This window comes from Nonomuraea sp. NPDC003804, assembly GCF_040610675.1.
Lineage (GTDB): Bacteria > Actinomycetota > Actinomycetes > Streptosporangiales > Streptosporangiaceae > Nonomuraea.
Map to the genome: position 1 here is coordinate 420709 of NZ_JBEXMT010000002.1, position 24696 is coordinate 445404.

The window sequence follows — 24696 nt, forward strand, 5'->3', positions numbered from 1 at the left end:
ACCTGCTGCGAGGATGTTTCATGTGATGACAGGCGACGACGTTCTGGCCGGGCTCGACCCTGAGCAGCGCGCCGTGGCCGAGGCCGTCCGCGGCCCGGTCTGCGTGCTCGCCGGGGCCGGCACCGGCAAGACCAGAGCGATCACCCACCGCATCGCCCACGCCGTGCACACCGGGGTGGTCGACGCGCAGGGCGTGCTCGCGGTGACCTTCACCACACGGGCGGCAGGCGAGCTGCGGCAGCGGCTGCGCCGGCTCGGCGCGCCGGGCGTGCAGGCGCGCACCTTCCACGCCGCCGCGCTGCGCCAGCTCACCTACTTCTGGCCCAAGGTGATCGGCGGATCCGCGCCGGCGGTGATCGAGTCGAAGCTGCCGCTGCTCGTCGAGGCCTCCCGGCAGATCCGCCGTGGCCGCGACCGCTCGGAGCTGCGCGACATCGCATCGGAGATCGAGTGGGCCAAGGTCACCCAGATCGGCCCCGAGGACTACGTCGCCGCCGCGGCCAAGGCCCACCGCTCACCGCCCGCCCCCGCCGACGAGATCGCCGCCCTCTACGAGGCCTACGAACGGCTGCGCCGCGAGCGTCACCTGGTCGACTTCGAGACGATCCTCGAGCTGACCGCCGCGGTGATGACCGAGCACGCCGACGTCGCCCACCAGATCCGCCAGCAGTACCGCTACTTCGTCGTCGACGAGTACCAGGACGTCAACCCGCTGCAGAAGCTCCTGCTCGACACCTGGCTCGGCGGGCGCGACGACCTGTGCGTGGTCGGCGACCCGAACCAGACGATCTACTCCTTCACCGGCGCGACCCCCCGCTATCTCACCGGGTTCGCCGTGGAGTACCCGAACGCCTCGGTGATCAAGCTCGTCCGCGACTACCGCTCCACGCCCGAGGTCGTCGGCCTGGCCAACCTCGTGATCGCCAAGGCCAGGAGCCCCCACCGCCTCGATCTCGTCGCCCAGCGCCCCCAGGGTCCCGCGCCCACGTTCACCGAGCACGACGACGAGCCCGCCGAGGCCGCCGGCATCGCCCGCGCGATCAGGAAACTGATCGACAAGGGGGTGCCGCCCAGGGAGATCGCCGTCCTGTTCCGCGTCAACGCCCAGTCCGAGGCCTACGAGGAAGCCCTCGCCAAGGCCGGCATCCCGTACCTCGTGCGCGGCGCCGACCGCTTCTTCGAGCGTCCCGAGGTACGGCGGGCGGTGGTCCTGCTGCGCGGCGCGGCCCGCTCCGCCTCGGGCGAGCCCCTGGCGCAGGAGGTTCACAGCATCCTGGGCGGCATCGGCCTCACCCCCGTCCCGCCCGGCGGCGGCAAGGCCCGCGAGGAGTGGGAGTCGCTGCGCGCCCTCGCCGACCTGGCCGAGGACATGGCCGCCGAGGGCGGCGACCTGCCCGCCCTCGTCACCGAACTCGAACGCCGCGCCACCGAACAGCACGCGCCGCCGGTCGAGGGCGTCACCCTCGCCTCCCTCCACGCGGCCAAGGGTCTGGAATGGGACGCGGTGTTCCTCGTCGGGCTGACCGACGGGATGATGCCGATCATCTACGCCGAGACACCCGAACAGATCGAGGAGGAACGCCGCCTCCTCTACGTCGGCATCACCCGCGCCCGCGAGCACCTCGGCCTGTCCTGGGCCCTGGCCCGGGCACCCGGCGGGCGCAAGGGCCGCCGCCCCTCCCGTTTCCTCGACGGCCTCACCGGGCGGCCCCCTCGCTCCTCCTCATCCCCCGGTACGGCTACCGCCGGGCCCCGGCGCTCGGTCGCCGCGCCGGTCAACTGCCGGGTGTGCGGCAAGACGCTGGTGGCCGCGGCCGAGCAGAAGCTGGGCCGGTGCGCCACCTGCCCGTCCGACTACGACGAGGCGCTGCTGGAGGCGCTGAAGGCGTGGCGCACGGCGACGGCCAAGGAGGGGAAGGTGCCGCCGTACGTGGTGTTCACCGACGTCACCCTTCAGGCCATCGCCGAACGGGCGCCGCGCAGCGAGCAGGAACTGCTGTCGATCGCGGGGATCGGGAAGGTCAAACTCGACCGGTACGGCGCCGCCGTCCTCGACATCTGCCGCACCCACACCTGACCCCGCTGACCCCGCCTGACCTCATCGCCCGGACGGTCCCGTGACCTTCCCCACACAAGACGGTCAGTGGCTCGCCCGCAGGAGGCCGCTCACCCGCCGAGAGCCACGCACCTCCGCCCTTGGGACGCCCACAGGGCCGGACCTGCACCGCAGGAGGTGACTGGCCCCTCCCTCCCTCCGGGAGACCGGTCACGCACGTCCACAGACCCGCGTTTCGACGTCAGGACGGCACGCTCACCACACCCTTCACCACGGAAGGGCGTACCACGGAAGGGCTCGCCACGGGGAAACGGCTCGCCACAGGAGAAGGCCGGTCCCGCGCCTCCAAGGCGCCGTCCGGTCGCGAAGGCCGGTTCGAGGCATGGGGTTGGGATGGGGATGCCCCGGGGCACTGCCACGGCACCGGTCTCGTCACACTAGGTTGGGATGGCTTCAGCCATAGGAGGGACCCATCGTGAACGAAGCGCTCAAGGAGCTGCTCGACCTGCTCGACCTGGAGCAGATCGAGCTCGACATCTTCCGCGGGCGGAGCCCCGAAGAGCGCATCCAACGGGTCTTCGGCGGCCAGGTCGCGGCGCAGGCGCTCGTCGCCGCGGGCCGTACCGTCCCCAAGGACCGCAACGTGCACTCCCTGCACGCCTACTTCATCCGCCCCGGCGACCCGTCGATCCCGATCGTCTACAACGTCGAGCGGGTCAGGGACGGCAGGTCCTTCACTACCCGCCGGGTCGTCGCCGTCCAGCACGGCAAGGCGATCTTCACGATGTCCGCCTCGTTCCACATCCATGAGGAGGGCGTCCACCATCAGGCCGCGGTGATGCCGCAGGTCCAGGCGCCTGAGACGTTGCCGACGTTCCAGTCGCGCATGCTGGAGCTCGTGGGCGACGACTCGCAGTGGAAGGAGTGGCTGGCCCGCCCCCGGCCGGTCGACGCCCGCTACGTCTCGCCGCTGACCTGGGAGGCCTACAAGGATCCGTCGCTGCGCAGCGCCGAGAACAACGTGTGGTTCCGCTACGACGCCGACCTTCCTGACGACCCGCTGCTGCACGTCGTCCTGGCCGCGTACGCCTCCGACTTCACGCTCGTCGACACCGTCCTCCTGGCTCACGGACTCGCCTGGGGTGCCTCGAACGTCAGCGGCGCCTCGCTCGACCACGCCATGTGGTTCCACCGTCCCTTCAGGGCCGACGAGTGGCTGCTCTACGCTCAGGAGTCCCCATGGTCGGGAGGGGCGCGCGGCCTGGCGCGGGGTCAGATGTTCACCTCGTCGGGAGACCTGGCGGTGTCGGTGGTTCAGGAGTGCATGATTCGCGTGGCAGACTCGTAACACCGCAGGTGGAAAATGTGTTGCCCCTTCCCGGCTTTCCGGTTTAGGGTCATGGTCAAGCGAGTCGGACGGTCCTGTCCGACGATCACAGATGGAGGTGAGCCCCGGTGAGGAACATGACTGAAATGTCGGCCACGCAGTGGCTCGCTTCCGCATGCCGTGACTCGGTCAGGCTCGCCAGTGGCCTGGCCAAGGTCCGACGGGACAAGTCTGCCCGTAGCCAGCTCGTGTTCCACGCAGGCTACGGCGCAGCCGTTGCCCAGGGCGCCCCCGCCTACGTCGCGGGCGCCGACGTGCCGACCCCTCAGATCACCAAGGGTGGACTGCGCGGTCCGCAACCCTGGAGGGATGACCCGGTCATAACCTGACCGGCAGTCAAGCCCCCAGGCCGCGGATCCGCAGACAGGATCCGCGGCCTTCTTGTTTGTCCGTGATCCCCCGACCCACGAGGTACCAGACCAAGAACAACCGAAGGAGACAGCAGATGGGGGCCCAGACGATCATGGACCTGATCGACGAAGCCAAGATCCCCTGTCGTACCGACCCCGACCTGTGGTTCGCCGAGTCGCCCGAAGACGTCGAGTTCGCGAAGACGCTCTGCGGCGGCTGCCCCATCCAGAAGGCCTGCCTGGCCCGCGCGCTCGAGCGCGAGGAGCCGTGGGGCGTCTGGGGCGGCGAGCTCATCCTCCGGGGAACGATCGTTCCCCGTAAGCGGCCTCGCGGGCGTCCGCGCAAGCACCCGGTCGCTGCCTGAAACCTCACATCCACCGCACCACAGAAAGCCGAGACATCCGATGAGCATCATCCCTGGCAGGAGCTTTGAAATGCCGTATATCTATCAAGAACTGGTCAATGACCGAATACAAACCCTCCACAAGGAGGCCGAGGAGTACCGGATGGTGTCCCGCTTCAAGCGCGTCCAGCGCGCGCGGCGTGACCTGCAGCGGGCCAACGACCGGCTGCGCAAGGCTCTCATCGCCCAGGGCTAGGTCGTGAGATCCTGCCGCCGGCGGAGGATCTCACGGTCTGACCTCACGTGAAAGGCCGGGTGCACACGATGCACCCGGCCTTTCGGCTGTCCCGGGCCCTCACCCATCGGACCTCCGGGCATCCCGGCCGCTCCCCGCGCGGGCAGGGGGACTTGGGTGCGGCGGGTGCGGGTGAAACCTGGCAGGCCAGTACGGCGGGCAGGTGTCAGCTGACGGCCTCGTCGGCGAAGCCCGGGACCCACCTGATGACCTCGTCTCGAAAGCGGGCCGTCGTGCCGAGCTGGCACAGCACCCCCACCCCCGCCGCGTGCACCCGGTGAATCAACACGTACGAGACCGGCAGGTTGAGCTGCCTGATCACGTTCGTCGGGCGCAGGTCGGTGGCACTGGCCGCCTGCGCCTGCAGCCACTCCCTGCTGAACGTGAACTCCTCGACCGCTGTCGGCTCCACGTAGGGGGCCAGGAAGCCGCGCAGCGCCTCGACATCGATCTCGATGTGCTCCTGGATGAAGCCCTCGTCACGCAGCCCGGTGACCACGGCGTCCATGTCGCCCTGGTTGAAGATGCGGGTCAGCTGCCCGAACACCGTGGGGTAGCCGTCGGGCATCCGGTTGACCGCGCCGAAGTCGAGGACGCCGAGCCTGCCGTCCGGCAGCATGCGGAAGTTGCCGGGGTGCGGGTCGGCGTGGAGCATGGCGACGCGGGCGGGGGAGCAGAACAGGAACCGCACGAACAGCAGTCCCGCCTTGTCGCGCTCCTCCTTGGTGCCGTCGGTGATGATGCGTGACAGCGGCGTGCCGTCCATCCACTCGGTGACCAGCACCTGCTCGTTGGCCGCCACGACGTCGGGCACGTAGAAGTCGGAGTCGTCGGCGAACGCCTGCGCGAAGGCGTGCTGCGCCTCGGCCTCGCGCAGGTAGTCGAGCTCCTCGGCGATGCGTTCGCGCAGCTCGGCCAGGACGGCCTTGATGTCGAGCCCGGGCAGCAGCGCCCCGAACAGCTTGCCGAGGCGGGCCATCTGGGCGAAGTCGCCGAGCAGCGCCTTGCCCGCACCGGGATACTGGATCTTGACGGCGACCGTCCTGCCGTCGTGCCAGACCGCCTTGTGGACCTGCCCGATCGAGGCGGCGGCGGTCGGCCGGTCGTCGAAGGACCGGAAGTGGTCGCGCCAGTCGTCGCCCAGCTGCTCGGTCAGCACCTGGTGGACGGTGGCGGCGGGCAGCGGGGGAGCGGAGTCCTGCAGCTTGGTGAGGGTCGCGCGGTAGGGGCCGACGATCTCGGGCGGCAGCGCCGCCTCGAAGATGGACAGCGCCTGGCCGAGCTTCATCGCCCCGCCCTTGAGCTCCCCCAGCACCTTGAAGATCTGCTCGGCGGTGCGCTGCTGGATCTCCTGGGCGACCAGCTCGGCGGGCCGTCCGCCGATCCGCTTGCCGAGGCCCATGACGGTACGGCCGGCGAACCCGAGCGGAAGGGTCGCCAGCTTGGCGGAGCGCGCTACGGCGCGGCGCGGAAGATCACTCACCATGACGCGCGACGTCCCTGTTGGGACGGCGCTTCCCCCCTTCGTGGTCCCGGCCTGATGGGGCGCCAGGCCTTGCGTGTGGCCCGTCAATGGCAAGAGCCCGGCTCGACCATTGTTAGCGCACCTAGGTCGTTTCGCCAGCAACGACATTGTGGATGCACTGTCCAGGATCGGCGCTTCCACCGCCAATCAGGCAAAACATCCATTGTGCCGTTTGTCACAGCGCTGCTCCGACCGTCGACATGAGCAAGCGCATGGCCGGTCGCCGCCGCCGCGACCAGCGAGGACAGTGCGGAACCGCAGGCGATCTCACCGGCGGGGAATCCGCCGAGCCGGGCGGTGACGATCGGCCACGCAGGGTCACGGTCGCGCCGCGCGAGGTCCAGGCAGTGCAGGCACGAGGTCTCGCCCGGCAGTACCAAAGGACCGACGGAGCCGTGGCCCTCGAAGGCGGCCGCGAGCAGGTGCGGGATCCTCATGGCGACCAGTTCGGACACCAGCACCGCGTCGAGTGGCCCGACGGGCGCCAGCACGACGAGATCCGGCCGTTGCGAGCCGTCGGACAGGTGCGGCCCGCCCGCGCGGGCATCCACCGACGACTCCGCCTCGCACACCCCCACACCCACCGACGACTCCGCCCCACGCGCCCGGGCGCCGACCGAGGACTCCGCCCCACGCGCCCTCGCACCGGCCGAGGACTCCGCCCCACGCGCCCTCGCACCGGCCGAGGACTCCGCCTCATGCGCCCGGGCACCGGCCGAGGACCCCCGCCCGCACGCGCACACTGCGGTCCGATGCGCCCCCGCCTGCGCCGGGGATTCCGGGCCGCGCCTCCCCGACTCACCCGCCCTCGGTCCGCGTCCGGAAGGGGCCCCCGGCGCTCCCGTGCCGCGCCCCTCCGTGCCGCGCGCCCCCACATCCGAAGCCATCGCTCCGGCATCCGAAGCGATCACTCCCGAAGCGATCACTCCCGAAGCGCAGCCGCAGTCGACGGGAGCCACCGCAGGCACGGGGACACAGGCACGCCCGGCGGTGATCCGCCTGGCCACCGCGACCGCGCCCGCCTCCCGCGACATCCCCAGCTCCGTCCAGCCGAGCCCGCCCGGCACCAGATCCTCGGGCCGGGCCGGCTCCGGGTCGATCACCCGCAGCTGCCCCACCCCCGAGGCCGCCAGCAGCGCGACGATCTGCGCCCCCACCCGCCCCGCACCGTAGACCCGCACGCGCGCCTCACGCCGCCGCCGCATCGTCGCCAGCGCGCCGCCGGGCGTCGTGGCGGCCACGTCCAGCGCGTCGAGGTCGGGCCGCAGCCGGTCGCGCTCGGCCAGCGTGAGCCGCGCCAGCGGCGACGGCCGCACGGCCGCGTCGTCGAGCACCCCTCTGGCCGTGAGCGTGTCGAGCAGCGACCGGGCGCCCTCCTGCGACAGCCCCGCCGTGGCCGCCTCCCGCAGCACCTGTTCGATCTCCCTCGTCCCGTCGAGCCGGTCGAGCCACCGCTTCACCGACGGCGCGAGATCGCTCACCAGGACGGCGCTGCGCGGATGCACGCCGAACTGGAGGGTGCGCTCGTCGCGGAGGATCCGGCGCAGGACGGGTTTCACACGTGGCCTCATGGCGCGCAAGATTCCCACCGGGGAGCATGATCGTGGAGGGGTTTCCCGCCGCCTGTGGATAACCGGCGCCGGGCCCGCGGACGGCTGTGGATACTCTCTCCCAATGAACGAGCTCTTGATCGACCGGCACGACGACGGTGTCGTCCTGCTCACCCTCAACCGCCCCGACCGCCGCAACTCCATGACCGACGGCATGACCGCCGCATGGGCCGAGACGGTCGCCGCGCTCGCCGCCGACAGGGAGGCCCGCTGCGTGGTGGTCACCGGCGAGGGCAGCGCCTTCTCCTCGGGCGGCGACCTGTCATGGCTGGCCGAGCGGGGCGACGAGACGGTTCCCGCGCTCCGCGACCGGATGCTCGCCTTCTACCGCACCTGGCTGTCGATCGCCCAGCTGGAGATCCCCACGATCGCCGCGGTCAACGGCCCGGCCGTCGGCGCGGGCCTGTGCGTGGCGCTGGCGTGCGATCTCGTCTACGCCGCCGACGACGCCAAGCTCCTGGCCCCGTTCACCACGCTCGGCCTGCACCCCGGCATGGCCGCCACGTATCTGCTGCCGAGCAGAGGAGGGCTCAACCTCGCGCGGGAACTCCTGCTGACCGGCAGGACCATCAGCGGCGCGGAGGCCGCGCGCGAAGGGCTCATCAACCGCGCGTTCCCGAAGGCGGATCTTCTCCGGGAAACTCTCGAGATCGCGAGAAGCGTCGCGGCGAACGCTCCGATCGCGACGCGGCTGACCAAAATTGCCCTCAAGACCGCGCACAATGACCTCGATGAAGCGCTCAAATGGGAGGCGCTGGCCCAGCCGGTCACGATGACCTCGAACGACATGCTTGAAGGCCTCGCCGCGCATCGGGAAAGGCGGGTGCCCAAATTCACCGGCTCTTAATCATGCTGACCAGCGAAAACAGCGGCTCACCCCCTGTGGAATTTCGTCATAGTCGGCTAACGTGCATATGTGTCCCCCGAGAGAGTCGAGGTCCGTCGAAGTTCTCGTCGCCGGCGTACGGTCTCCGCGTACCGCGACGGCGACAAGACGATCGTGCTCCTGCCCGCGTGGCTGAGCGGCGAGGACGCGGACGAATGGGTGAGCCGGATGCTCGATCGGCTGGCGGCCAAGGAGCAACGGCGACGTCCGACGGACGAAGGACTGCTCGAGAAGGCCGTCGAGCTGTCGGCGAGGTACCTTGACGGCAAGGCGCAGCCGGTGAGCGTCCGCTGGGTCGACAACCAGCAGCACAGGTGGGGCTCGTGCACCCCCGACAGCGGCACGATCAGGATCTCGACCCGGCTCAGGGGGCTGCCCGAGTGGGTCATCAACTACGTCATCATCCACGAACTCGTGCACCTGCTGGTGCCGAGCCACGGGCCCGATTTCTGGGCACTGGTCGAACAGTATCCCAAGGCTGAGCGGGCGCGCGGTTTCCTCGAAGGTTTCTCCGCCGCCGCCAGCACCACACCGGAGGAGTGTTGACCCGAGTCGTCGCCGTTCTGGTACGGCAAAGCATGGCGAATGCCGCGCCCGGCGATCCTCGCGAGTTCCTGGAAGCCATAGTCGAGGACACCTACGAGATCGTCGCGGGCCTCGAACTCGTCACACCGGTCCTCGTCACGAGCGTTCCCGCTTTGGATCATCTTTTGTGGCCCGGTACGGACATTATCCCGATAAATGAGGACACGCCGCTGAAGGACATCTTCAAGGCGATAAATGCTGATCAAGCGGCGATTGTGAGTGGAGACGCCCCCGATCTCCCGCCCCTGCTCATCGGAAAGCTGTTCCGTGAACTCGGCCGGGCCGCGCTGACCGTCTGTCCCGCCGAGCAGGGCGGCGCCGTCGCCGTAGCGGCCACTCTTCCCTTCCCCGGCTGGGCCGACCCCGACCTAGACGCCGACGACCCGGTGAAGCAGCTGCGCGCCCAGGCCCCCGGCCGCCGCATGGTCGCCACCACCCCCGGCTGGCACCGCCTGCGCGCCAGAGCGGACCTCGACCGCCTCGACCCCGCCCTGGAAGGCTGGGACAACACCAGGGCACTCACGGCACGGTGAGACCGGCGAAGACCGCCCGGTGATCGGTGCCCGGCATGGTGTGCACGCTGACCTCGCGCACGCCCGCCCGCGAGTCGACGAGCACGTGGTCGATCGTGATGACCGGCGGGATCCGCTTGTTGGCCGGCCACGTCGGCACCAGACCCTGTCCGACCTCGTCGGCCGCGTCCTTGTAGCCCCGGCCGAGCAGCTCGCGCATCGCCGCGTGGTCGAGACTGGCGTTGAAGTCGCCCGCCAGCACCCGCACCACGTCGCCCGAGGCGGCGGGCAGTGCCCGCAGTGCAGCGTTCCAATCCCGGACCTGCGGGCCGAGCGGCGGAACGGGATGCACGGCCATCAGCTGGACGGGCTTGCCGCCGGGCAAGGCCAGCACGGCCAGCGGCATGTTGTTGCCGATCGGCGGAGCCTGGTCCCACACCTGCGTCAGCGGGTACTTCGCGTAGAGGCCGCTGCCGCCCGGGCCGTACTCGGCCTCCAGCACCCGGTACGGCATCACGTCCTTCAACCCCGCCGCGTCGAGCCGCTCGACCGCGTCGGGCGTGAGCTCCTGCGTGGACAGGACGTCGGGGTTCAGCCGCCGCACCAGCTCGACCACCGGTGCCGCCTCCGCCTCGCCGAACAGCAGGTTCAGGGTAAGTACCCTGAGCGGCCTGCCCGCGGTGGCGTCCGCCGTACCGAGAGCCCTGGGCAGCACGCTGAAGCCCAGGGCGGCCGTCGTGACCAGGGCGACCGCGCAGGCCGCGCGGTTGCGGGAGGCCAGCGCGAGCAGGAGCGGGACCACGGAACCCGCGGCCGCGTACGGCGTGGCCGTCATGAGCTGCGTGGTGATCGAGCCTTGTTCGAGCCCGCCGACCCGGGCAGCCGCCCACAGGAGGAAGGGGATGACCGCGATCCACGCGAGTGTCCTGAACGGGAAGGCGCGACGCGCGGGCGTCACGATCGAGCCGCCGACCATGTCCACATAACCCCCCTGTGTGAGGGGACTCTAACCGAGAGGGCGTGAAGTCGCCGTGAGAACGTCGCGGCCCCGCCTGGCCAGCAGCCTCGTGGCCTCGTCGGACAGCTCGGGGATGTCGTCCACGGGGAACCACCGCAGGTCGAGCGACTCGTCGCTCATCACAGCCTCGGCTCCCTCGGGGGCGACGGCCGCGTACTCCACGTCGAGGTGCCAGCTGTGCGGCGGGTGGCACCACACCTTGTGCCGGTCGAGCGCGAGCGGCCCGGGCAGCAACCGGAGGCCCGCGATCCCCGACTCCTCCGTGGCCTCGCGCAGCGCGACCCCGGCCAGCGAGCCGTCGTAGGACTCGCAGTGGCCGCCCATCGGCAGCCACATGCCCGCCTTCGGGTGCAGCGTGAGCAGCACGCGGGCGCCGTCGTGCGACAGCACGGCGGTGGTGCCCGTCAGGTGCCCGGGCGCGCAGCCGCGGGTCATGGCGTCGGGATGCCGCCGCAGGTGTTCGAGGAACTCGCGCCTGAGCTCCTCCTCGGCTTCCGTGGGGGCCTTCCAGCCCGTGAGTACGGCTACCGCGTCGCGGTGGAGGGTCAAGCGTCGCCGTCCTCGAGCTTGGAGATGTCCCAGGCCGCCTCGCCCTTCACGAAGGTGTCGGGAGCGTCGAGGTCGTCGGCCGTCGGCATGAGGTCGGGGTGCGCCCAGATCGCGTCGCGCCCGTCGATCCCCCGGTCGGCGACCACGGCCTGCCACAGCGCCGCGGCCTCGCGCAGCCGCCTGGGCCGCAGCTCCAGGCCGACGAGTGTGCCGAACGTCGTCTCGGCGGGCCCGCCCGTCGCGCGGCGCCGCCGTACCGTCTCGGCCAGCGCGCCCGCGGACGGCAGCTTGCCCTCGGCGGCGGCGTCGACCACGGTCGCGACCCAGCCCTCGACCAGCGCCAGCATGGTCTCCAGCCGCGCCACGGCGGCCTTCTGCCGCTCGGTCTCCTCGGGCTTGAGCAGCGCGCCGCCGCTCAGCGCCTCCTGGAGGGCCTGCGGGTTGCTGATGTCGAGGCCGCGGATCTGCTCCTCCAGGGCGGAGGTGTCGAGCGTGATGCCTCTGGCGTACTCCTCGACCGCGCCGAGCAGGTGCGCGCGCAGCCACGGCACGTGCTGGAACAGCCGGTGGTGGGCGGCCTCGCGCAGCGCCAGGTAGAGCCTGATCTCGTCGGAGGGCAGCTCCAGGCCGCTGCTGAAGGCGGCGATGCCGCCGGGCAGCAGCGCGGCGGTGTCGGACAGCGGCAGGCCGATGTCGGTCGTGCCGATCACCTCGCGCGCCAGCGAGCCGATGGCCTGGCCGATCTGCTGGCCGACCATCATGCCGCCCATCTGCTTCATCATGCCCATGAGCGGGCCGAGCTGGGCGGCCATCTGCTGGGCCTCCGGCGGCAGGTCGGCGCCGCCGATCGTGCCGCCCATGGTCTCGACCATGCGCTCGGCGATCGGCTCGCACAGCTTGCGCCAGACGGGGATCGTGTTCTCGATCCACTCCGAACGGCTCCACGCCTGCGGGTTGGACACCCCGCTGGGCAGCGCGGTGGCCTCGTTCAGCCACAGGTCGGCGAGCTGGAGAGCGTCGACGATCTGCCGGCGTTCACCCTCCATCACGCTCGGATCGCCGTCCGCGACCACCGCGTGGCGGGCGATGTTCTTGGCCATGTCCCAGTTTACAGGGCCTGAGCCCTGCGGCGCCGAGAGCATGTCGGCGAACTGGCGCATCGCCTGAGCCATCTGCTCAGGGTTGCCGAACATGGCGAACGGGTTGTCGTTGGGGTCGTTTTCGCGACCTGGCAGGTCAGTCACCGCGTTACCTCGTGCAGGATGGAGGAGTCCACAACCGCCACGTTAGTCGTCCTGCGGCGGATCAGTGCAAAGTGAGGACCTGGTGCCTACCTCGAAACGCCCGCGCCAACCAGTCGTCGCCGTCACCGGCGCGTCCTCAGGCATCGGCCGCGAGCTCGTCGCGAAGCTCGCCACCAACGCGGATTTCCGCAGGGTGGTGGCCATCGACGAGGAGCGCGGCGACGTCCAGGACGTCACCTGGCGGGTGATCGACGTGCGAGATCCGCTCTTGGCGAACCGGATCTCCGACATCGACGTGCTGGTTCACCTGGCCGGTGACTACGGGCTCGACTCCGATCCCGCCGAGCGGCGCGCCTACAACCTGCGCGCCGCCCAGACGGTGCTGACCGCCAGCGCGGCCGCGCGCGTGCGCCGTGTGGTGCTGGTCACCAGCGCCATGGTCTACGGCGCGGCGCCCGACAACGAGGTGCCGCTGGCCGAAGACGCCGCGGTCGCCGCCGAGCCCGACACCGGCGTGGTCGGCGACCACCTCGAGATCGAGTCGCTGGTGCGCAGGGCCTCGCGCAGCCATCCGGGGCTCGAGGTGACCGTGCTGCGCCCCGCGGCGATCGTCGGGCCCGGCATCGACACCGTCATCACCAGGCACTTCGAGTCGCCCCGGCTGCTCAAGGTCAAGGGCTGCTCGCCGCGCTGGCAGTTCTGCCACGTCGACGACCTGGTCTCGGCCCTGGAACTGGCCGCCAGGGGTCTGGTCACCGGCGTGGTCGCCGTCGGCTCCGAGGGCTGGCTGGAGCACGAGAAGGTCGAGGAGCTGTCCGGCATCCGCGGCTTCGAGCTGCCCGCCGGCATCACCTTCGGTACGGCGCAGCGCCTGCACCGCCTCGGCATCACCCCGGCCCCCGCGACGGACCTCCACTACGTCGTCTACCCCTGGGTGGTCGACTGCGCGAGCCTGCGCCAGGCGGGCTGGAAGCCCGCGTGGACCAACGAGGCCGCCCTGGAGCAACTGCTGGAGCTGCGCGAGAACAGGACCACCGTGGTCGGCAGGCGACTGCCGGTCAAGGAGGCCACGCTCACCGCGGCCGGCGCCACCGTCGCGGTGATCGGCACCGCGGCCATCGTCAGGCAGGTGCGAAAGAAGCGTAGGCTCTGAGCGTGATTCGGTTGCTGGACATTCGCGACACCCCGCTGTCGGTCGAGGAGGTGTTCACCGCCGTGGGCTCCCACGCCGCCGGCGGCACCGCGCTGTTCGTCGGCACCGTCCGCGAGCAGGACCACGGCAAGGCGGTGACGCGGCTGTCGTACTCCGCCCACCCCGGCGCGGTCGACGAGCTGAGGCGCGTGGCCGAGAAGGTGGCCGCAGACTTCCCCGTGACGGCGCTCGCGGCCGTCCACCGGGTCGGCGACCTGGAGCTGGGCGACATCGCGGTGATCGTCGCGGTGGCGTGCCCGCACCGGGCGGAGGCGTTCGCGGCGTCCCGCAGGCTGATCGACGACCTGAAGGCCGAGGTGCCCATCTGGAAACACCAGGTGTTCGCCGACGGGTCGGCCGAGTGGGTCGGCGCCTGCGAATAAGCTCATGGCCATGTCACGACGCGCACTCACCCTGCTGGTGGCCGGTTTCCTGGTGCTCGCACTCGGCATCTCCGGCGCCTGGGTGACGGTGCCGTACGTCGTGCTGAGCCCGGGGCCCACCGAGAACACGATCGGCTCCGTCGACAACAAGCCGGTCATCACGATCAGCGACCGGCAGACCTACCCGACGAGCGGCACGCTGAGCCTCGTCACGGTCTCCTACCAGGGTGGCCCCCAGGCCAGGCCCGACCTGCTGACCGCGCTGCGCGGCTGGGTCGACCCCACCACCGCCGTCGTTCCCGAGGAGTCGATCTTCCCGCGCGAGCAGACGGCCGAGGAGGTCGAGCAGGAGAACACCGCGGAGATGACCAACTCGCAGGACAACGCGACCGCCGCGGCCCTGACCGAGTTGAAGATCGACTACTCCATGGTGCCCACCGTCCTGTCGGTGGAGAAGACCGCGCCGGCGGCGGGCAGGCTCAAGCCGTCCGACGAGATCCGCACCGTCGACGGCAAGCCGGTCACCGCGGTCGATCAGGTCGCCGCGGCCGTCAAGGCGCACAAGCCGGGCGACGAGATCGTCTTCGGCGTCATCAGGGACGGCAAGCCGCAGGACGTCACCGTCACCTCCGTCGCCGGTAAGCAGGGCACCGCGATGGTCGGCATCGTCATGCAGGCCAAGTACAAGTTCCCGTTCAAGGTGAGCATCAGCGTCGGCGACGTCGGCGGGCCGAGCGCCGGCATGATGTTCGCCCTCGGCATCATCGACAAGCTCACCCCCGGCGAGCTGACCGGCGGCAAGTCGATCGCCGGCACCGGCACCATCACCCCCGACGGCAAGGTCGGCGGCATCGGCGGCATCGCGCAGAAGATGGTCGGCGCCAAGAACTCCGGCGCGACGGTCTTCCTCACCCCGGCCGACAACTGCGCCGAGGCCGTCAAGGCGGCCCCCGACGGGCTGCGGCTGGTGAAGGCGGAGACGCTCCACGGTGCGATGCAGGCGCTCGACGCGATCAGGTCGGGCAAGGGCGAGGTGCCTTCCTGCTCTGCGGGATGAACTTTCCCGGGTCCTCGAGCGTTAGCCGTACGGCATCCTTCGTCAGCTCTCCCGAGCCGGTGTAGGTTGCCAATCACGGACCGTTTGTTCATCACGACGAGGGGTTGGCCTTGGCATTCCGGACCCCAGGACCCGGTCGGGGGATGCGTTTGCCCCGCCGACCGCGACTGCTTCTTCCCGTCGCGATCGCGTTGGTGGCGATCGTGGCGTTCTTCTTCCTGTTCTCGGGCATCTACACCGACTACCTCTGGTTCGACTCGGTCAAGGCCACCTCCGTGTTCTCGGGTGTGCTGCTGACCGAGATCGGGCTGTTCGTGGTGGGCGCGCTGCTGATGGCAGGCATCGTCGGCGGCAACATGCTGCTGGCCTTCAGGATGCGTCCGATGTTCGGTCCCGCCATGTTCGGCGGGGGCAGCGGCGCTGACCGCTACCGGCTGGCGCTCGACCCCCACCGCAAGCTGATCTTCATCATCGGCATGGCCGTGCTCGCGCTGTTCGCGGGCTCGTCGTTCGCCGGGCAGTGGAAGACGTGGCTCCAGTACGCCAACGGCACCCGGTTCGGCAAGACGGACGCGCTGTTCGGCCTGGACATCTCCTTCTTCACCTTCGACTACCCGTTCATCAGGATGGTGCTGAACTTCCTGTTCACCGCGGTGATCATCGCGATCATCATGGCGGCGATCACGCACTACCTGTACGGCGGGTTCCGGCTGCAGTCGCCCGGCGTCCACGCCTCGCGCGCCGCCCGCGTGCACCTGTCGGTGCTGCTGGGCGTCTTCGTGCTGCTGAAGGCGGTCGCCTACTGGGTCGACCGCTACGGCCTGGTCTTCTCCGACCGGGGCTTCGTCAACGGCGCCTCCTACACCGACGTCAGCGCCGTGCTGCCGGCCAAGACGATCCTCGCGATCATCGCGCTGATCTGCGCCGCGCTGTTCTTCGCCGGCGTCGTACGGCCCGGCGGCATGCTTCCCGGCGTCTCCTTCGGCCTGCTGGTCCTGTCGGCCATCCTGATCGGCGGCGTCTACCCGGCGCTGGTCGAGCAGTTCCAGGTCAAGCCCAACCAGCAGCAGCGCGAGGCGACCTACATCGGCCGGAACATCGCGGCCACCCGCGACGCCTACGGCGTGGCGGGCAGCGAGGTCATCCCCTACTCCGCGCAGTCCGACCCCAGCAAGGTGACCGCCGACGGCGACGTCTCCGTGTCGGGCGTCCGGCTGCTCGACCCCAACCTGGTCGCCAAGACCTACCAGCAGAAGCAGCGCATCCGCGGCTTCTACGACTTCCCCACCCAGCTCGACGTCGACCGCTACAAGGGCGTCGGCCCCGTGCCCCGCGACCACGTCGTCGCGGTGCGCGAGCTGACGGGCCCGCCCGCCCAGCAGAACAACTGGATCAACAAGCATCTCGTCTACACCCACGGCTACGGCTTCGTCGCCGCCCCTGGCAACGAGGTCGACTCCGAGGGCCTGCCCAACTTCGACGCCAAGGACATGCCGGTCATCGGCTCGCTCGGCGAGACCCTCAAGGAGCCGCGCGTCTACTTCGGTGAGCAGATGGACACCGAGTACGTCATCGCGGGCGGCCCCAAGGGCGAGGCGGGCCAGGGCCAGGAGCTCGACTTCCCCGAGAGCGGCGGCACCGGCCAGGCCAACACCACCTACACGGGCCAGGGCGGCGTGCCGGTCGGCTCGTTCTTCAACCGCCTGGTCTACGCGGCCAAGTACGGTGAGAAGAACATCCTGCTGTCGAGCGACATCAACGACAACTCCAAGATCCTCTACGAGCGCAACCCGCGTGACCGCGTCGCCAAGGTGGCGCCGTTCCTGACGCTGGACGGCAACCCCTACCCGGCGATCGTCGACGGGCGCATCACGTGGATCGTCGACGCCTACACGCTGTCCAACGACTACCCGTACTCACAGAGCAAGTCGCTGGCGTCGATGACCGAGGACACCACGACCCTGCGCGGCGTGGTCGCCCCGCAGCCCCGCGACCAGATCAACTACATCCGCAACTCGGTCAAGGCCACCGTCGACGCCTACGACGGCACGGTCACCCTCTACGCCTGGGACCCCAAGGACCCGATCCTGCAGACGTGGAGCAAGGCCTTCCCCGGCGTCATCCAGCCGGCCGCCAAGATGAGCCAGAGCCTCAAGGACCACATCCGCTACCCCGAGGACCTGTTCAAGGTGCAGCGCGACATCCTGTCGCAGTACCACATCGAGGACGCCAACGCCTTCTACAGCGGCCAGGACTTCTGGAACGTCCCCTTCGACCCCTCCCAGGGCGACAGGGACGTCAAGCAGCCGCCGTACTACCTGACCACCACGATGCCGAAGCAGTCGCCGTCGTTCTCGCTGACGACGACCTTCGTCCCGCGCCAGGGTCCCAACCTGGCGGCCTTCATGGCGGTCGACGCGACCGCCGGTCCCGGGTACGGCAAGCTGCGCATCCTGCGCATGCCGTCCAACACCTCGATCCCGGGCCCCGGTCAGGCGCAGAACAACTTCCAGAACAAGTTCTCCGGCGAGCTCAACCTGCTCGGCCTGGGCAACGCGACGGTCCGCTACGGCAACCTGCTCACGCTGCCCTTCGCCGACGGTCTGGTCTACATCGAGCCGGTCTACGTCCAGACGGCGGCCGCCGCCGGCCAGGAGCCGTTCCCGATCCTGAAGCGGGTCCTGGTGGCCTACGGCAGCACGGTCGGCTCGGGCAACACCCTGAAGGACGCCCTCGAGCAGGTCTTCAGCGGCAAGGCGGCCCAGCAGCAGACCGGCCAGGAGCAGCAGCAGACGGGGCAGCCCGCCGACGCCTCGGCGACCGCCAAGCTGATCTCCGACGCCCAGAAGGCCTACGACGACGCCAACAAGGCGCTGGCCAGCTCGCCGCCCGACTGGGTGAAGTACGGCGAGGCGCAGAAGCGCCTGCAGGACGCGCTCAACGCCCTCGGCCGCAACGTCACCGTCCAGCCGTCGCCCACTCCCACGCCCACCACGAGCCCGACGCCCTCGCCGACCGGCTCCCCGACGCCCTCGCCCACGCCGAGTTCTTGATTTGCACGAGCCCCGCGTCGCCGATAGTCTTTAGACACACGCCGACGCGGGGTGGAGCAGTTCGGTAGCTCGCTGGGCTCATAACCCAGAGGTCGCAGGTTCAAATCCTGCCCCCGCTACTAGTGAAAGGCCCTCAGGGAGATCATCCCTGGGGGCCTTTTCCATGCCCGGAGACGGTCGGCCGGTTTCAGTTGCCGACGGGGCCGGGGTTGCACGGGTCGCTGTTGTGGGTCTGGTTCTCGGGGCGGGCGCAATCGGACAGCTGATCGTTCGTGCCGCCTGGATCGGTGTTGCCGATGGGGCCGGGGTTGCACGGGTCGCTGTTGTGCGTCTGGTTCTCCGGGCGGGCGCATGCGGGCAGGGCGGGGTCGTCTGGCGGCTTGACGGTCTCGTGCTTGCCGCAGGGTCGGCCTTCGTCACTGTGTCTACGCGTGCACGGGTGGGACGTGGCATCCGTTGTGACGGACTGGACGCCTGCCTTGCTCGTGGTGGCGCCGGCGGGGCTGCCCGCCAGCGTCACCGGAACGGCCAGGGCCGAGGCGGCGATCGCGCTGACGGCGAGAGCGCGCTTGAAGTTGATCACCAAAGGCTCCGATCACATGAGATTTGTAGTGATTCCTGCACCTTTCTAGCTGTTTCGACTTTTAGGCTCCTTTCGTGCAGCTTGCAGCCTGTTCACGACATCGGGTGCCCCCTTCGGGGCGGCGTCGAGCGCGGCCGATCATCGGCTCTGGCCCGGAGTGACGTCGATCACTACTGTGAAGGCATGACGGATCGGGCGAGGCTCCGCGCCGGCGACAGCGACAGGGATCGGGTGGCGCGGATCCTCCGGTTCGCGGTCGGCGACGGGCGCATCGGCACCGAGGAGCTCAACGACCGTCTCGACCGCGCCTACGCCGCCCAGACCTGCGGCGAGCTCGACGGCATCGTCGCCGACCTGCCCGACCCCGACCGGTTCGAGGTCCCCGAGGTGCTGCGACTGTCCACGGGGTGGGCCAGGAGCGTCAAGCAGGTCGGCCACTGGGTGGTGCCGCCGCGCATCGAGGTCGCGTGCGGGTGGGGCACGGTGCGGATCAACTTCATGCGCGCGACGTGCCCGCACCGCGAGGTGTCCATGGACGTCCGGTGCGACTCGCTGTTCGGCGACATCTGGATCGTCGTGCCGAGGGGCTGGTGGGTGCGCACCGACGAGGTGACGACCCGCTCAGGCCACGTCCACAACAAGCCGCCCGAACCGCCCGCGCAGGACGGGGTGGTGCTGCGCATGACGGGCCACCTCGACAGCGGGGACGTCTGGATCCGCTACCGCAGGCCACCGGGGACGAACGTCGCGTCGCGGGCGTAAGGGCGAAACCTCCTGCGTCGTGCGCAGGTCGGCGGCCTGGTGGTCCCGTCGGCCGCGTCGAGGCGTCGGGCCGATCTACGTCACGGGCTGCTACGGCTGTCGCGGTCGTGCTTCAGCGCCAGCCGTACGGCGAAATAGACGATCACGAACTGGAGGAGCGCGCTGATGAGCCAGGAAAGGAGCGGATCCACAGACCGAGTGTGACCGGATAAGTCAAGATATTCCATGCTTGTGGAGAAGCTCGCATGGTGATTACATAATTACGTGATCGTAGAGTACATTCGCTATCGTGTTCCCGACGCGGACGGCTTCGAGGCCGCCTACCGGCGGGCCGTCGTCCCTCTCGGCGAGTCGCCGCAGTGTCTGGACTACGAGCTCTCCCGCTGCGTCGACGAGCCGGAGTGCTACATCCTGCGCATCGAGTGGACCTCCGCGGAGGGACACCTGGAGGGTTTCAGAAAGAGCGACCACTTCGCGGCATTCTTCGCGGAGATCAAGCCATATGTGTCGAACATCGAGGAGATGCGGCACTACGAGCAGGTCATCACCAAGACCGAACCCACCCTGTACGAGTGGGCGGGCGGCGCGGAGGCGTTCAACCGGCTCACCGCGATCTTCTACGCGAAGGTGGAGAAGGACGAGCTGGTCGGGCCGTTGTTCGCGGCCATGGACCCCGGGCACCCGAAGTACGTGGCGATGTGGCTGGGCGAGGTCTTCGGCGGCCCCGACTCCTACACGCGCGAGCGCGGCGGCCACACGCACATGGTCTCCAAGCACCTCGGCAAGGGCATCACCGAACAGCAGCGCCGCCGCTGGGTGAACCTGCTCATGGACGCGGCCGACGAGGTGGGCCTACCGCGCGACGCGGAGTTCAGGGCGGCGTTCGCCGGCTACGTCGAGTGGGGCACGCGCCTGGCGCTCTACTTCTCCGGTCCGCGCGCGCAGGCGCCCCGCGAGGAGCCCGTGCCCAGGTGGGACTGGGGGAGCAGGCCACCGTACAAGCCCTAGTCTGGAGCCATGGGCAGGGGGACGTTGCGGATCTATCTGGGCGCGGCCCCCGGTGTGGGCAAGACCTACGCGATGCTCGGCGAGGGCCGCAGGGCCGCCGCCCGAGGTAAGGACGTGGCGGTGGGTCTCGTCGAGACCCACAGCCGCACACGCACCGCCGAACTGCTCGACGGTCTCGACATCCTCCCCCGCAAGCACCTGCGCCACCGTGGCGCCGACTTCACCGAGCTCGACGTCGACGCCGTCATCGCCCGCAAGCCGAAGATCGCGCTGATCGACGAGCTGGCCCACACCAACGTGCCCGGCTCCCGCAACGCCAAGCGCTGGCAGGACATCGACGAGGTCCTCGACGCGGGCATCGACGTCATCTCGACGGTGAACATCCAGCACCTGGAGTCGCTCAACGACGTCGTCCGGCAGATCACCGGCGTGCCGCAGCGCGAGACCGTGCCCGACGAGGTCGTACGGCGAGCCGACCAGATCGAGCTGGTCGACATGTCACCCGAGGCTCTCAGACGGCGGATGGCCCACGGCAACGTCTACGCGCCCGAGGACGTCGACGCCGCCCTCGCCAACTACTTCCGCGTCGGCAATCTGACCGCGCTGCGCGAGCTGGCCCTGCTGTGGGTGGCGGGCAAGGTCGACGAGCAGCTCGACCGCTACCGCGCCGACCACGGCATCTCCGGCACCTGGGAGGCCCGCGAACGCGTGGTCGTGGCGCTGACCGGCGGCGCCGAAGGCGAGACCCTCATCAGGCGGGCCGCCCGCATCGCGGCGCGCACCAAGGGCGCCGACCTGATGGCCGTCCACGTGACCAGGGGCGACGGCCTCGTCGGCAGCGCCGACCCGGCCGGCCTCGCCAAGCAGCGGGCGCTGGTGGAAAGCCTCGGCGGCAGCTACCACCAGGTGGTCGGCGACGACGTCGCGCGCGCGCTGCTCGACTTCGCCGGCGGCGTCAACGCCACCCAGCTCGTCCTCGGCGCCTCCCGCAGGGGCAGGCTGGCGCGACTGCTCTCCCTCGGCGTGGGCCTGACGACCACGGCCCGGTCGGGCTCGATCGACGTGCACCTGGTCATGCACGAGGCGGCACACGGCGCCGGCAGGGAGTCGACCGGGCGCGCCGCGCTCACCCGCAGGCGCCGGCTGGCGGGCTGGGCCATGGCGCTGCTGGGGATGCCGCTGCTCACGGCGGTCCTGCTGCCCTTCGACGGCGGCCTGACGCTGACCACCCACATCCTGCTGTTCTTCCTCATGGTCGTGGGCGTCGCGCTGGTCGGCGGGACGTGGCCCGCGCTGACCGCGGCGGTCGTCGGGTTCGGCCTACTCAACTGGTTCTTCACGCCGCCCCTGCACACGTTGACGATCCACGCGCCGGAGAACCTGCTCGCGCTGGTCATCTTCGTGCTCGTGGCGGCGATGGTCAGCACGGTGGTCGACCTGGCGGCCCGCCGTACCAGGGAGGCGGCCGGGTCCGGCGCCGCGGCCGAGGTGCTCTCCACGCTGGCGGGGCAGGTCCTGCGGGGCGAGCCGCTGCTCGAACGGCTGCGCGAGATCTACGGGCTGGCCTCGGTCACGCTGCTGGAGCGGACGGGGGACGGCTGGCGGATCGTGTCGATGGCGGGCGGCCCGCCGTGCACCGCGCCGGGAACGGGTGACACGGACGTCGTGATCGACGAGGACCTGGTGCTCGCCGTACGGGGAAGGCTGCTGGACGCCGCCGACCGGCGCGTGCTGGAGGCGTTCGCCGCGGAGGCCGCGGTGGCGCTGCGCCACGAGCGGCTGCGGAAGGAGGCGGAGGCGGCGCGCCCGCTGGCCGAGGCCGACAGGATGCGCACCGCCCTGCTCGCGGCGGTCAGCCACGACCTGCGCACACCCCTCGCGTCGGCGAAGGCGGCCGTGGAGAGCCTGCGCAGCGCCGAGATCGACTGGAGCCAGGAAGACCGGCGGGAGCTGCTGGCCACGGCCGACGAGTCGCTGGTGAAGCTGCACCGGCTGGTGGAGAACCTCCTCGACATGAGCCGCCTGCAGGCAGGCGTGCTCGGGGTCGCGCTGGAGCACGTGGCCGTGGAGGAGGCCGTCTCCCATGCCACGGCAGACGTGGGCGACCTGGTGCGCGTCGACCTGCCCGCCGACCTGCCCGACATCATGGCCGATCCCGTGCTGCTCGAGCGGGTACTGGTCAACCTGATGGGCAACGGCGTCAGATACAGTCCCGTGCTGGTGACGGCCAGTTCCTACGGGTCCACCGTCGAGATCAGGATCATCGACCGCGGCCCCGGCATCCCTCCCGAGGCGCAGGAGCGGGTGTTCCTGCCGTTCCAGCGGCTGGGCGACCGCGACAACCACACGGGGGTCGGGCTCGGGCTCGCCCTCTCGCGCGGGCTGACCGAAGCCATGGGCGGCACGCTGGTGCCGGAGGAGACACCAGGAGGAGGACTCACCATGATCGTCTCTCTGAAAGCGGTCGCATGATCCGCGTGCTGGTGGTCGACGACGAGCCGCAACTGCTGCGCGCCCTGCGAATCAACCTGGCGGCCAGGCAGTACGAGGTCGCGGTGGCGGAGGACGGCACGTCGGCGCTGCGCCAGGCCGCCGACTGGCACCCCGACCTGGTCGTCCTCGATCTCGGGCTGCCGGACCTCGACGGGGTGGAGGTCATCCACGGGCTGCGCGGATGGACGAGCGTGCCCATCATCGTCCTGTCGGGCCGGGCGGGCAGCGACGACAAGGTCGACGCCCTCGACGCGGGCGCCGACGACTACGTGACCAAGCCGTTCAGCATCGACGAGCTCCTCGCCCGCATCCGCGCGGTCAGCCGGCGGACGCAGGCGTCCGCCGGCGAGTCGCCGTCCGTGCGGATCGGCGACCATGAGGTCGACCTGGCGACCAAGACGATCTCCGGTGGGATACGGCTGACGCCCACCGAATGGCACTTCCTCGAGCTGCTGCTACGCCATCCCGGCAAGCTCGTCACCCAGCGGCAGGTGCTGACGGAGGTGTGGGGGAGCGCCTACCTCAAGGAGACGCACTACCTGCGCCAGTACATGGCCCAGCTCAGGCGGAAACTCGAGCGCGACCCTGCTCGCCCGGTGCACCTCCTGACCGAGCCGGGGATGGGATACCGCTTCCAACCCTAGAGATCCTCGTTGAAGGATCTCGGCTCCTCCAGAGGATCGGGATGGGCGTCGGTGACGCGGTTGTCCTCCTCGTTCATCCACCGGAAGATCCCTCGTGCGCACTCGTCGTCGATCTCGTCGATGTGGTGACGCAGCGGGTAGCTGTCCTTGTACATGGCAATCGAGGATTCCTGCACGTCATCGCCCATGTCGTGGGAAATTTCGTACGGCTGATCACTCATAGCACCAGAATACTCACTCTGCGGCGACTGATGCGGAGTGTCGTGTTTCACCGGCGGAGTGAACGGCCGCTGCCGACGCAGCGGCGCAGTCGCAGCCCCGTCCGCTTGGCCCCGACGGGCTGGTCGAGGGCGGCGAGCAGCGCGGCGGCGGTGCGCGCGTCGGACAGGATGCGCAGGACCGTCTCGTCATCGGCCGGCAGCTGGCCGTGCGCGTCGAGCTCGTGCTTGAGGAAGACCAGCGGCTCGGGCGCGCCGGCGGACTCCGCGGCGACCGTGGCGCGGGCCGCGGTCAGCAGGCGCAGGTAGTACGTCCGCAGGGCGGCTTCGCGCATGCGAACGTGCTCGAGGTCGTCGAGCAGCGTGCCGGCGATCCTGAGCAGGTCGCTGGCGCGATTGCCCTCGTCGGCGATCGCGGCGCGGATGTCGTCAAACTCCGAGCGGGTCATGGTGGGCACCTCCACGGGCGCAGAAGCTCGTGCGTACTTCGTACCGGGAAGCGGTTGCGGATGGCTTGCCATCTGGTTGCGAGGCGCGGAGGTTTGGCGAGTCGGTGGGGTGGGAATGACCGCAAGGTTGCCTGAGTGGCGTGAAGTGCCTCCGGAGTCCTGCTAGAGTTTGAGCTGTCGCCCCGCTCCGCTGGAGTGCGGCGCGAACACCCCAACACCTTGATCACCTGCCCGGTTGGTTCGCATCTGTCCGGATCGGCTGGTAGGTTCAAGGGGTTGCCCTGAAAGGGGCGGTCGAAATTCTCGGCAGGTTTCGCGAAAAGAGTCAATTTGACTCGGATCGCGGGGGCTGAAAGAATAGAGACACAACGAACGAAGCGAGTGCGACCGGGTGGTTGACGGTGAACGCGTCCGTTTCTTGAGAACTCAACAGTGTGTTAAAAGCCAGTGCATGAAAATATCATGCAACACCTCGTCAAATGCATTATGTGAT

23 protein-coding genes and 1 tRNA gene are annotated in these 24696 nt (G+C 69.8%); 16 read left to right on the top strand and 8 right to left on the bottom strand.

Translation table 11 applies throughout. The features are described from left to right. Positions 1 to 25: 25 nt before the first annotated feature. The 4 genes from ABZX22_RS04190 to ABZX22_RS04205 all read left to right on the top strand — a co-directional run bounded on the left by ABZX22_RS04190 (position 26) and on the right by ABZX22_RS04205 (position 4393). Positions 26 to 2077 carry an ATP-dependent DNA helicase UvrD2 gene (locus ABZX22_RS04190; RefSeq protein WP_354905939.1) on the top strand — a complete coding sequence of 684 codons (2052 nt, stop codon included), beginning with the start codon at positions 26 to 28 and terminating at the stop codon, positions 2075 to 2077. 454 nt (positions 2078 to 2531) lie between these two features. Then, a complete protein-coding gene (locus ABZX22_RS04195) occupies positions 2532 to 3404 on the top strand; it encodes an acyl-CoA thioesterase II (RefSeq protein ID WP_354905941.1) in 873 nt (290 codons plus the stop codon). 484 nt (positions 3405 to 3888) lie between these two features. Further along, entirely contained in the window at positions 3889 to 4158 is a 270-nt protein-coding gene (locus ABZX22_RS04200; protein ID WP_354905942.1) for a WhiB family transcriptional regulator, read from the top strand. A gap of 70 nt (positions 4159 to 4228) precedes the next feature. Beyond that, positions 4229 to 4393: a hypothetical protein gene (locus ABZX22_RS04205; protein ID WP_354905944.1), complete on the top strand. Its 165-nt coding sequence runs from the start codon at positions 4229 to 4231 to the stop codon at positions 4391 to 4393. Between the two features lie 205 nt (positions 4394 to 4598). Here ABZX22_RS04205 and ABZX22_RS04210 read toward each other — a convergent pair whose 3' ends face one another. Continuing rightward, a complete protein-coding gene (locus tag ABZX22_RS04210) occupies positions 4599 to 5915 on the bottom strand; it encodes an AarF/UbiB family protein (RefSeq protein ID WP_354905983.1) in 1317 nt (438 codons plus the stop codon). A gap of 86 nt (positions 5916 to 6001) precedes the next feature. After that, positions 6002 to 7528, bottom strand: a complete 1527-nt coding sequence (locus ABZX22_RS04215) for a hypothetical protein (RefSeq protein ID WP_354905946.1) — start codon at positions 7526 to 7528, stop codon at positions 6002 to 6004. Between the two features lie 103 nt (positions 7529 to 7631). Here ABZX22_RS04215 and ABZX22_RS04220 point away from each other — a divergent pair, with 103 nt between their 5' ends. The 3 genes from ABZX22_RS04220 to ABZX22_RS04230 all read left to right on the top strand — a co-directional run bounded on the left by ABZX22_RS04220 (position 7632) and on the right by ABZX22_RS04230 (position 9571). After that, the gene (locus tag ABZX22_RS04220; RefSeq protein ID WP_354905947.1) at positions 7632 to 8414 is read left to right on the top strand and encodes an enoyl-CoA hydratase-related protein; all 783 of its coding nucleotides are present in this window, start codon (positions 7632 to 7634) and stop codon (positions 8412 to 8414) included. Positions 8415 to 8483: 69 nt separating this feature from the next. Beyond that, complete coding sequence (locus ABZX22_RS04225) at positions 8484 to 8999, top strand: M48 family metallopeptidase (RefSeq protein ID WP_354905949.1); 516 nt, start codon at positions 8484 to 8486, stop codon at positions 8997 to 8999. After that, positions 8996 to 9571: a hypothetical protein gene (locus tag ABZX22_RS04230; RefSeq protein ID WP_354905950.1), complete on the top strand. Its 576-nt coding sequence runs from the start codon at positions 8996 to 8998 to the stop codon at positions 9569 to 9571. Before ABZX22_RS04225 ends, ABZX22_RS04230 begins: the two co-directional genes overlap by 4 nt. Here ABZX22_RS04230 and ABZX22_RS04235 read toward each other — a convergent pair. From ABZX22_RS04235 to ABZX22_RS04245, 3 genes are read right to left on the bottom strand one after another with little or no spacing between them, the layout of a single operon-like run. Then, a complete protein-coding gene (locus ABZX22_RS04235) occupies positions 9558 to 10526 on the bottom strand; it encodes an endonuclease/exonuclease/phosphatase family protein (protein WP_354905984.1) in 969 nt (322 codons plus the stop codon). The genes ABZX22_RS04230 and ABZX22_RS04235 overlap by 14 nt on opposite strands. Before the next feature lie 30 nt (positions 10527 to 10556). After that, the gene (locus ABZX22_RS04240; RefSeq protein ID WP_354905952.1) at positions 10557 to 11117 is read right to left on the bottom strand and encodes an NUDIX hydrolase; all 561 of its coding nucleotides are present in this window, start codon (positions 11115 to 11117) and stop codon (positions 10557 to 10559) included. After that, on the bottom strand, positions 11114 to 12361 hold the full coding sequence (locus tag ABZX22_RS04245) for a zinc-dependent metalloprotease (RefSeq protein ID WP_354905953.1): 1248 nt from the start codon (positions 12359 to 12361) through the stop codon (positions 11114 to 11116). The genes ABZX22_RS04240 and ABZX22_RS04245 overlap by 4 nt, the downstream gene beginning before the upstream one ends. A gap of 79 nt (positions 12362 to 12440) precedes the next feature. Here ABZX22_RS04245 and ABZX22_RS04250 point away from each other — a divergent pair, with 79 nt between their 5' ends. The 5 genes from ABZX22_RS04250 (at position 12441) to ABZX22_RS04270 (ending at position 18165) form a co-directional block, all read left to right on the top strand. Then, positions 12441 to 13514 (top strand): NAD-dependent epimerase/dehydratase family protein, encoded by a 1074-nt coding sequence (locus tag ABZX22_RS04250; protein ID WP_354905986.1) that lies wholly within the window; start codon positions 12441 to 12443, stop codon positions 13512 to 13514. Then, complete coding sequence (locus ABZX22_RS04255) at positions 13511 to 13936, top strand: molybdenum cofactor biosynthesis protein MoaE (RefSeq protein ID WP_354905988.1); 426 nt, start codon at positions 13511 to 13513, stop codon at positions 13934 to 13936. The genes ABZX22_RS04250 and ABZX22_RS04255 overlap by 4 nt, the downstream gene beginning before the upstream one ends. A 10-nt stretch (positions 13937 to 13946) precedes the next feature. Then, the gene (locus tag ABZX22_RS04260) at positions 13947 to 14993 is read left to right on the top strand and encodes a PDZ domain-containing protein (protein WP_354905955.1); all 1047 of its coding nucleotides are present in this window, start codon (positions 13947 to 13949) and stop codon (positions 14991 to 14993) included. 143 nt (positions 14994 to 15136) lie between these two features. After that, positions 15137 to 18046: a UPF0182 family protein gene (locus ABZX22_RS04265; protein WP_354905957.1), complete on the top strand. Its 2910-nt coding sequence runs from the start codon at positions 15137 to 15139 to the stop codon at positions 18044 to 18046. Positions 18047 to 18091: 45 nt separating this feature from the next. Then, positions 18092 to 18165, top strand: a tRNA-Met gene (locus ABZX22_RS04270). Between the two features lie 68 nt (positions 18166 to 18233). Here ABZX22_RS04270 and ABZX22_RS04275 read toward each other — a convergent pair. Then, on the bottom strand, positions 18234 to 18629 hold the full coding sequence (locus ABZX22_RS04275; RefSeq protein WP_354905958.1) for a hypothetical protein: 396 nt from the start codon (positions 18627 to 18629) through the stop codon (positions 18234 to 18236). Positions 18630 to 18812: 183 nt separating this feature from the next. On the opposite strand from ABZX22_RS04275, the gene ABZX22_RS04280 reads away from it, so the two are divergent. The 4 genes from ABZX22_RS04280 to ABZX22_RS04295 all read left to right on the top strand — a co-directional run bounded on the left by ABZX22_RS04280 (position 18813) and on the right by ABZX22_RS04295 (position 23536). Then, positions 18813 to 19391, top strand: coding sequence for a DUF1707 domain-containing protein (locus ABZX22_RS04280; protein ID WP_354905959.1), 579 nt, complete (start codon positions 18813 to 18815; stop codon positions 19389 to 19391). Between the two features lie 264 nt (positions 19392 to 19655). Beyond that, complete coding sequence (locus tag ABZX22_RS04285) at positions 19656 to 20399, top strand: antibiotic biosynthesis monooxygenase (RefSeq protein WP_354905961.1); 744 nt, start codon at positions 19656 to 19658, stop codon at positions 20397 to 20399. A 9-nt stretch (positions 20400 to 20408) separates the two neighbouring features. Continuing rightward, on the top strand, positions 20409 to 22871 hold the full coding sequence (locus ABZX22_RS04290; RefSeq protein ID WP_354905962.1) for a DUF4118 domain-containing protein: 2463 nt from the start codon (positions 20409 to 20411) through the stop codon (positions 22869 to 22871). Next, complete coding sequence (locus ABZX22_RS04295; RefSeq protein ID WP_354905963.1) at positions 22868 to 23536, top strand: response regulator; 669 nt, start codon at positions 22868 to 22870, stop codon at positions 23534 to 23536. Before ABZX22_RS04290 ends, ABZX22_RS04295 begins: the two co-directional genes overlap by 4 nt. Here ABZX22_RS04295 and ABZX22_RS04300 read toward each other — a convergent pair. Together ABZX22_RS04300 and ABZX22_RS04305 are read right to left on the bottom strand one after the other, a co-directional pair. Next, positions 23533 to 23757, bottom strand: coding sequence for a hypothetical protein (locus ABZX22_RS04300; RefSeq protein WP_354905965.1), 225 nt, complete (start codon positions 23755 to 23757; stop codon positions 23533 to 23535). The two genes, ABZX22_RS04295 and ABZX22_RS04300, sit on opposite strands and share 4 nt — an antisense overlap. A gap of 47 nt (positions 23758 to 23804) precedes the next feature. Next, on the bottom strand, positions 23805 to 24203 hold the full coding sequence (locus tag ABZX22_RS04305) for a hypothetical protein (protein ID WP_354905966.1): 399 nt from the start codon (positions 24201 to 24203) through the stop codon (positions 23805 to 23807). Positions 24204 to 24696: the final 493 nt, after the last annotated feature.

What these genes read in the sequence shown, in the direction of transcription:
- ABZX22_RS04190 (WP_354905939.1), top strand. Translation starts at nt 26, where the DNA reads ATGACAGGCGACGACGTTCTGGCCGGGCTCGACCCTGAGCAGCGCGCC.
- ABZX22_RS04200 (WP_354905942.1), top strand. Translation starts at nt 3,889, where the DNA reads ATGGGGGCCCAGACGATCATGGACCTGATCGACGAAGCCAAGATCCCC.
- ABZX22_RS04205 (WP_354905944.1), top strand. Translation starts at nt 4,229, where the DNA reads ATGCCGTATATCTATCAAGAACTGGTCAATGACCGAATACAAACCCTC.
- ABZX22_RS04215 (WP_354905946.1), bottom strand. Translation starts at nt 7,528, where the DNA reads ATGAGGCCACGTGTGAAACCCGTCCTGCGCCGGATCCTCCGCGACGAG.
- ABZX22_RS04220 (WP_354905947.1), top strand. Translation starts at nt 7,632, where the DNA reads ATGAACGAGCTCTTGATCGACCGGCACGACGACGGTGTCGTCCTGCTC.
- ABZX22_RS04235 (WP_354905984.1), bottom strand. Translation starts at nt 10,526, where the DNA reads ATGGTCGGCGGCTCGATCGTGACGCCCGCGCGTCGCGCCTTCCCGTTC.
- ABZX22_RS04260 (WP_354905955.1), top strand. Translation starts at nt 13,947, where the DNA reads ATGTCACGACGCGCACTCACCCTGCTGGTGGCCGGTTTCCTGGTGCTC.
- ABZX22_RS04265 (WP_354905957.1), top strand. Translation starts at nt 15,137, where the DNA reads ATGCGTTTGCCCCGCCGACCGCGACTGCTTCTTCCCGTCGCGATCGCG.
- ABZX22_RS04280 (WP_354905959.1), top strand. Translation starts at nt 18,813, where the DNA reads ATGACGGATCGGGCGAGGCTCCGCGCCGGCGACAGCGACAGGGATCGG.
- ABZX22_RS04290 (WP_354905962.1), top strand. Translation starts at nt 20,409, where the DNA reads ATGGGCAGGGGGACGTTGCGGATCTATCTGGGCGCGGCCCCCGGTGTG.
- ABZX22_RS04295 (WP_354905963.1), top strand. Translation starts at nt 22,868, where the DNA reads ATGATCCGCGTGCTGGTGGTCGACGACGAGCCGCAACTGCTGCGCGCC.
- ABZX22_RS04300 (WP_354905965.1), bottom strand. Translation starts at nt 23,757, where the DNA reads ATGAGTGATCAGCCGTACGAAATTTCCCACGACATGGGCGATGACGTG.
- ABZX22_RS04305 (WP_354905966.1), bottom strand. Translation starts at nt 24,203, where the DNA reads ATGACCCGCTCGGAGTTTGACGACATCCGCGCCGCGATCGCCGACGAG.